Source organism: Lactobacillus sp. (assembly GCF_014803895.1).
The window spans coordinates 46,380-53,236 of the sequence record NZ_JAAVAU010000033.1 but is presented as its reverse complement, the minus strand read 5'-3'; the positions used below and the strand labels follow the sequence as shown (position 1 = coordinate 53,236).

At 32.4% G+C, this 6,857-nt stretch carries 9 protein-coding genes and 1 pseudogene; 1 reads left to right on the top strand and 9 read right to left on the bottom strand.

Annotation, left to right across the window (positions count from 1 at the left end):
- On the bottom strand, positions 1 to 299 hold a 299-nt coding region (locus HDR40_RS09725; RefSeq protein ID WP_290628532.1), incomplete at its 3' end, for a transposase.
- Between the two features lie 188 nt (positions 300 to 487).
- Between HDR40_RS09725 and HDR40_RS09975 the strand changes: the two genes are divergently transcribed.
- A complete protein-coding gene (locus tag HDR40_RS09975; protein WP_365936794.1) occupies positions 488 to 583 on the top strand; it encodes a putative holin-like toxin in 96 nt (31 codons plus the stop codon).
- A gap of 209 nt (positions 584 to 792) precedes the next feature.
- Here the strand turns inward: HDR40_RS09975 and HDR40_RS09720 are convergent.
- The 8 genes and pseudogenes from HDR40_RS09720 to HDR40_RS09970 all read right to left on the bottom strand — a co-directional run.
- Positions 793 to 873, bottom strand: a pseudogene (locus HDR40_RS09720) (type II toxin-antitoxin system RelE/ParE family toxin); the annotation flags it as partial.
- A gap of 14 nt (positions 874 to 887) precedes the next feature.
- On the bottom strand, positions 888 to 1,949 hold the full coding sequence (locus HDR40_RS09715; protein WP_290628179.1) for a hypothetical protein: 1,062 nt from the start codon (positions 1,947 to 1,949) through the stop codon (positions 888 to 890).
- A gap of 4 nt (positions 1,950 to 1,953) precedes the next feature.
- Complete coding sequence (locus tag HDR40_RS09710; RefSeq protein ID WP_290628177.1) at positions 1,954 to 3,798, bottom strand: type I-E CRISPR-associated protein Cse1/CasA; 1,845 nt, start codon at positions 3,796 to 3,798, stop codon at positions 1,954 to 1,956.
- A gap of 75 nt (positions 3,799 to 3,873) precedes the next feature.
- Complete coding sequence (locus HDR40_RS09705; RefSeq protein ID WP_290628175.1) at positions 3,874 to 4,098, bottom strand: hypothetical protein; 225 nt, start codon at positions 4,096 to 4,098, stop codon at positions 3,874 to 3,876.
- A gap of 163 nt (positions 4,099 to 4,261) precedes the next feature.
- The gene (locus tag HDR40_RS09700; protein WP_290628173.1) at positions 4,262 to 4,648 is read right to left on the bottom strand and encodes a hypothetical protein; all 387 of its coding nucleotides are present in this window, start codon (positions 4,646 to 4,648) and stop codon (positions 4,262 to 4,264) included.
- Between the two features lie 313 nt (positions 4,649 to 4,961).
- Positions 4,962 to 5,708 (bottom strand): site-specific DNA-methyltransferase, encoded by a 747-nt coding sequence (locus tag HDR40_RS09695; protein ID WP_290628171.1) that lies wholly within the window; start codon positions 5,706 to 5,708, stop codon positions 4,962 to 4,964.
- Positions 5,705 to 6,703: a DNA (cytosine-5-)-methyltransferase gene (gene dcm / locus HDR40_RS09690; protein ID WP_365936807.1), complete on the bottom strand. Its 999-nt coding sequence runs from the start codon at positions 6,701 to 6,703 to the stop codon at positions 5,705 to 5,707. The genes HDR40_RS09695 and dcm overlap by 4 nt, the downstream gene beginning before the upstream one ends.
- Positions 6,660 to 6,854, bottom strand: a complete 195-nt coding sequence (locus HDR40_RS09970; RefSeq protein ID WP_365936805.1) for a DNA cytosine methyltransferase — start codon at positions 6,852 to 6,854, stop codon at positions 6,660 to 6,662. The genes dcm and HDR40_RS09970 overlap by 44 nt, the downstream gene beginning before the upstream one ends.
- Positions 6,855 to 6,857: the final 3 nt, after the last annotated feature.

The following is a 6,857-nucleotide window of genomic DNA, read 5'->3' as shown; positions in this document are numbered from 1 at the left end:
TGGGGTCTACCACCTTTATGTTGAAAGAATTTCTTCCAAGAATTATTCAAAGTCTCATTTATAACTTGCAAACTTGAGGAATCACTATTCTTCAAAAATGGAAATTCTAATTTCATCGACGGTAAAAGATAGTTTAACTTATACTTTCCTAGAAATGGCAAATGATGATTATTTTTATACCTTTCATTCATCATCGCTAACATTTGATTCCAAACGAATCTATCATTACCAAACATCTGCATCAATTTATCTTTTTGAACTTGATTGGGATAGAGTCTTAATTTAATTCCAGCTAACATTTTTTCACCTCCCCGTAGCAAAAATTATAGCAAATTCAAAAATATACTAAAATAGAAAATCACTGAAAAAGCTGGTTTCATCTCGGCAATGAATTACCAAGTTTTCACCAGCTCGTAATATTATAAAAAACTATTCTCTTATACATCATAATTAAAGCTGAAAAAATATATAAGGGAAGTGACTTATAATGTATCACACAGTAGAGCTCATGCTACTCTTCGGAAATTTAATTATCGGACTAATCGAGCTTGTGCTTAAGATTATCAACAAAAGTAACCACTAAAAGTCTAAATGTAGTCGGAAATAAACTTTCTATGGTAAAAATTTTGACCATCCCTGTACTTTTTACCCAACCTCCGACTTTAAGTTTATTATTAAAAAGATACTATAATTCCATAATTATATTTAAAAATTCTCAAGAGAACTCTTGAGAATTTTTTAGTTTACAGTCTGTTTTTAAATAAAAAAGCTAGAAAATTGCTGGCATCATTCATGAAAATATAGACCACGTTGCTGATTTTTTCCAACTTTGGATCTTATTTCATACAAATTTTTGTCAATAAATTTAACCCAATTTTGTTGTATACCTACACTTTATTCATATTTAATAGTCGTAATTTTTCTGGATATAATATTTCTTCTTTAGTCCAACCACTTACTCTATTTCCAGTTTTATCATAGCGAACATGCAGAGGTGGCAGATATTTTGAAATTTTTCTATTATGCCAACGTGAAGCTGTCAAATCTGAATTTTTGATTATATCTTGCTTAGTCAATAAATCTTGATATGTAATCTCTGGATTTTTAACAATATCATCAAGAGCGTCAGGCGTAAATTGAAATTGTTTTTTACCAATAGCAAATTTGAAATATTTGCCACCTCCAAAAATATTCAAACGAATAGTACCATAGCCTAAAGGATAATATTTCCAAACCTCTTTATGTTCTATATCATAATAATAATTAGAAAATGGTTCAGGTAATTGTTTCATCTCACGATCTTTTATGATGTTAATACGCTTTAAAATATGGTCTACCGCAGATTTTTTAAAACCATATTCACCAATAAAAGCACCATCCTTTATTTTTTTCTTATCTTCATCATCTTCAAAATCCAACTTAACTAAATCAGATTTTTTAAGTCCTAAATAGCCCTTTTTTTTCGTCCCTTTAATTAAACTATTTGCCAAAACATTGATAGGGTGAGTTGGAACCTTAGTCATCTTACTAACCTGTTGAACAGATAATAAATTTCTAGCGCTTAGAAATTTATCCCTTTGCTCTTCATCCAATTTACGTGCTTTAGTCAACATCTCAACCTGCGTATACTCACTGCGCTTTCCTTTATCTATCAGTTTTTGCGGATCCGTGATATCCTTTTTTATTAAGCTAAGAACTTTACCATAAATTAAGTCATGCTTTCTAGCAAAGTCACGTGCAGAATTATAAGTAGTTCCTTGATAGGTAATTTGATGTGCATACGGAGAAATAGTAAAGAGTTTACCTTTTTCTAACAAGTCTTTAGGGTTTCGATGTCCTTTATGCCATCTATCACTTACTAACTTCGCACTTATGCCATAATCATGAGCTAAGTCAGCAAGCCTATAATAGATCTTACCTTTGTATTCAATTTTTACTTTATCGCTCATTTTTCTACAAACCTTCTGAATAATCTTTAGCCGTCTTTTTTAGCATCCCTATCAACTGACCATAAAGTGCATTATATAGCGTATGAATATTATTTTGGCTGTCTCCTCGTATTTCTCGAGCAGAAGCTAATCTTACCTGTTGTTCAGCAATATCAACGACATCCTCCTTAACTTCATCAAACCAGATGCTCAAATTTTCTCTTTTACCGCTTAAATCCAAATCATTAATCCAGTCTTGAAAGTTAAGATTGAGCCAAAACTCATTAACTACTTTATCTGCAATTTTAGGATTATTGAGTCCCTTTAATTTAGTATCTTCATTTACAAAATGCCAAAGAATACTAGATGCTTTTCTTGCAACAAGTGCAGCAGTATCTATTACTTTTTTCCAATCATCTGAGCAAATTTTATTCAATTCCAACATCACATCACCATATTTTTCTGCATATAGTAATTGTGATGATCCTTTTTCATCGTCCAACAGACTGATTGACACTAAGTTTACAGGCTTTTCCTTTTCTAGTAGGTCTTTTCCATAAAGATAATCTATCCAATAGCCGATTGTTGATTGATGATTGCTTTTATCTACTGACTTATCTATAAATCTATTCATATTTACAAACATAGGTACATAATAATTACTCTGCATCACTCTATCTGGAATAAACGTTGCTTTTTTATCACTGTATCTCCAGATAGTCATCGGCTCTTCATATGCTTCTTGATTATCCATTTTAGGAAGTCCTGCAGAAAACAATTGTGGTTCTCCATAATCAGATAGCTCAATATGAAGCATCCTTGACCATAAAGTATAGCTCTCAGCTTGATTAGACGGCTTTTCAAGCTTTAAACGATAAGCAAGGTAATCTTCCTTATTCCACTCCCAAGACGGTCTTTGAGCTTTGTATTGATGTGTCTCATCAATTAAAGATAAGTTCAACATCAAAGTATCAAATATATTATCAGCTTGAACAAAATAAGGATTCAGCTTATATGTCCATCCAGCTGAAACACTAAAATCACCAGGAACAACTTTAGTCTTATCAATTACACTTGTATAACTTTGATAGGTAAGTACCCATCTCGCAAGCTCAGCAAACTCCAGCTCATCCTTATAAGTTTCTGACTTAGGTGAAAAGATAGATTTACTATTACCACTTTCACCTATTCTTCGATTTAACTGACGTAATGCTACAGTTCCTTTACCGTTTTCCACTTTTTTATTTTTAGGAACATTTGCATCATAAATGTCTTTATTAACTTGAAAAAATGGATTATCTCCAAACAAATCGAAATCATTTTTAATTTTGTTAAGATAGTCAAACAAAACTTTGCTGAATGCTTTATTCTTATAAAGTTGCTTCCAAGTACTAAGTATATCTGCTTCATTATATTTTTCTTCGTGTACTCTACTTAATCTCATTGATGTTTGTTTTATAGTAACCCAATCATAGGACTTACCTTCTACATCAAAACGTGAATATACAGATAATACAATGGCCAAGATTAACCGAAGTATTGCTACATCTTGAATTTTCATATCATTTGCAAGCATTCGATATTCTTTAGCGCTAGTTAACAATTTAGTTAATGATACAGTCTCTTCTTCAAAAGTCTTATTACTTAAAACTTTTATCCAAGGAACAGTAAGTAAGTTGAACGTTGGATGATTCTCCCATTCACTTGCTAAATCACTTATTTGAGTTGCTGCCGCAGCTCTTAATCTGTCGTTATTAGACTTATATAGACGCAAAGTCTGATATTTGATTCTAGTTTTTTCTGCTAAATCTTTCAAACTTAATCCTGGTGCTTGAAGAATTAAATATGCTTTATCTAAATCTCTAATCATTTAGTTTATCCTCGTAAAAAATAAAAGCATCAATCAATTATCTAGTAGATAACCGCTTAATGCTAAATCTGATACTTATTGATTTTCGTATCTATCCTTGATTTCTGAAAGTGATTCCTCAACGGTACCATACAAAGTAACGCCATCATCAATATCAGATGGCCAAAATACCCAAGAACCGCCATCTTGGTCTGCATCCCATTCTAAATGACCTACAGCAGTATCATTTACATAAACAACAGGTTCGTCTTCATGAGTATATTCAGAAGGATTAAATTGAGTTTCTACTTTTACTTGCATAATTTTTATATCTCTTTTCTATGTACTATCTACTAACTCTTTACACTTATATATTAATATATTTGTTGAATATATTCAACAAATTAATTTAAATAAACAAAAAAATAATAGGGTTACCTCAATTACGAAGCATCCCTAAAAGCATTAACAACTACAAATTATACTACTTAATTTTTAGTAAAATAATACGTTCTTTACCAGAAAGCTCGACTAACTTTAAACTTTTAGCTCCAAGTACCCCAAAAGCAAAACTTATGGTACTTACCAAGTCGCTATCTTCACGCATGTACTTTTGGTCTGCTTTAGCTTTTTGAGGAGTAGATGCTCGGATAATCGGCAATATTATTTCTAAGTTACCAAAAAACTCATTTTCAATGGTCAGCCCAACGTAGTACACAAACTGTTTCTTTTCCTTATCATAATCAAAGGCATATCTGAGTGTAGGTATATTTGCTACATTTTGTGAGTAATATAATTTCAAAGTGTCAGCAGCCTTATCCCAGAAAAACTTTTCAGGATCAAAGATTTGAAGCATTTCATTTGTTTTCATAAAAACCTCCTATTTCACCTATAAACTAAATTTTACTAGCTATTTTTAAAAAAGCTGGAAAAGTCAGAATCGATAAAAATATGCACACAAAAATAGGGATGCCCCATTTAAGGAGCATCCCTATTCATTAAAGTATATAATACTTTGGCCACAAATAATTATATCTTAAATATATCATTTAGCTAAATTTGATTAGACAAACAAAAAAGAGGAATACTAGGATTCCTCTTAGATCTACATGATATATATTTAACATCAATATCTTGATGGAAGTTAAAAGAATATAGACAGTTTTCCTGTCCTATATTTAAGCTTACTCGTTTACAGTAGCCGAAGCAATAGTCACTTTTTCAGTTATTGCTTTTTTAATTCTATCTTTTGCTATTTCAAAATAGTTTTGCTGTATCTCCATTCCGATGAAATCTCGATTTAAATTTATTGCTGCTACACCAGTACTACCACTACCCATAGTATTATCCAAAACAACGTCATATTCATTTGTATATGTCTGAATCAAATATTCAAGTAACTCAACTGGTTTTTGCGTAGGGTGTACCTGATGCATATTATCATTTCTAACATGTATTACTTGTTTTGGAAACCTCACACCATCGTTTATAGTTACATGACTCTTTTTCGCATCATAATTAGAGCTGGAATTGTGTGAAGTCGTAACATAGGGCTTTCCCTTAGTCATTACTGGATTATATGTCGGTAAATGTTTATAAAAAATATTAATTTCTTCAATATTTTTAAGTGGCATCCTGTTAGCATTTAAAAAACCTACTGGATTATTCTTTTCCCAATACCAGCGATATCTAAATTCTTTTAAATTACTTGCTGCCAACTTAGTAGAAAATTTTTCTGTACCAAAAAGAGCAATACAACCGTGTTCTTTGATAATGCGGTCATATTGCTCCCATAATTTAGCTAAAGGAATCATCACATCCCAATCATTTCTAATAATTCCATAGGGTAAGTCAGCAAGTATCATATCTACTGACTCATCTGGAATATCTTTCATTGCATTCAAGCAATTATCATTAACTAATCTAATCAATACTTATTAACCTCATATAGTTTTCTACCTATTGCTTCAACAACTTTAGTAGTTACTGCATTACCTGCTTGTTTATATAACTGGCTATCACTGACTCCGGCTTGCTTTGCTTTATAAAATTGTTCATCACTAAATCCTTGCAGTCTCCAACATTCCAACGGCGTTAACTTTCTAATAGCAATCTCTCCTTTGTTAGCAATCATTACACCATTTCTATCTTCAACTGTAATAGTAAAACTAGGATCATCATTATTTTTAAAGCGTCTACCATTTTGACGCTTTTTTATTCTATCTGGAGTTAAGCATGGTTTAACTACTATTTTGGGTTCAAGTCCACCACCTTGCATTGTACCTAAAGTCGGAGATGCGCCAGCAGTACTATAAACTCTTCCTCTTTGGGGATTGCCACCAAAGCTACCGCCTTTCCATAATTGTCCCACTTGTTTGACTGCTACTTTAACTGGATGTTTATAGTCTGTTGCACTCAAAGTTGGGGATGTACCAATAGGATCATAAACAATACTGCTTTGGTGTCTCTTCTCCCCGTAATGACCAACTGTTTCTACTTTTGAGCCTTCAAAAGTTGCTGTATTTTGTCCTTCGATAGGAAAAACTTTTCTGGAACTTGCTGTTCTAAGATGTCCGACAATATATATTCTCTCCCTGTGCTGAGGGACGACTTGGGCAGAGTCGAGAACTGACCATTCAGCATCGTACCCGACTTTGCCCATTTCAAAGAGTACTCTGGTAAAATCCCATCCTCGATTGCTGGAAAGTAAGTTTTTAACATTTTCCATGATGAGATAGGTAGGTAGCGTCTTTTTGTTTTCAATTCTTTCTTTAAGTAATCTGATAACTTCAAAAAACATAGAGCTTCTTTTTCCCTTGACAATTCCAAGTCCCTTTCCAGCAATACTAATATCTTGGCATGGACTTCCAAATGTCCAGATTTTAGCGCTTGGGAGTTCCCCCCCCTTGAACTTTTTGAATATCATAAGCTGTAAATTCTCCTCTCGTATCATAAATAGCTTCATAACTTTGTCTTGCAAATTTATCTATTTCTATATATCCAACACAAGTATGTCCGGCATTTTCTAAACCTGTTCTAAAGCCACCGATACCAGCAAACATATCTATAAATTGCATTGT

What these genes read in the sequence shown, in the direction of transcription:
- HDR40_RS09710 (WP_290628177.1), bottom strand. Translation starts at nt 3,798, where the DNA reads ATGATTAGAGATTTAGATAAAGCATATTTAATTCTTCAAGCACCAGGA.
- HDR40_RS09705 (WP_290628175.1), bottom strand. Translation starts at nt 4,098, where the DNA reads ATGCAAGTAAAAGTAGAAACTCAATTTAATCCTTCTGAATATACTCAT.
- HDR40_RS09715 (WP_290628179.1), bottom strand. Translation starts at nt 1,949, where the DNA reads ATGAGCGATAAAGTAAAAATTGAATACAAAGGTAAGATCTATTATAGG.
- dcm (WP_365936807.1), bottom strand. Translation starts at nt 6,703, where the DNA reads ATGATATTCAAAAAGTTCAAGGGGGGGGAACTCCCAAGCGCTAAAATC.
- HDR40_RS09700 (WP_290628173.1), bottom strand. Translation starts at nt 4,648, where the DNA reads ATGAAAACAAATGAAATGCTTCAAATCTTTGATCCTGAAAAGTTTTTC.
- HDR40_RS09970 (WP_365936805.1), bottom strand. Translation starts at nt 6,854, where the DNA reads ATGCAATTTATAGATATGTTTGCTGGTATCGGTGGCTTTAGAACAGGT.
- HDR40_RS09975 (WP_365936794.1), top strand. Translation starts at nt 488, where the DNA reads ATGTATCACACAGTAGAGCTCATGCTACTCTTCGGAAATTTAATTATC.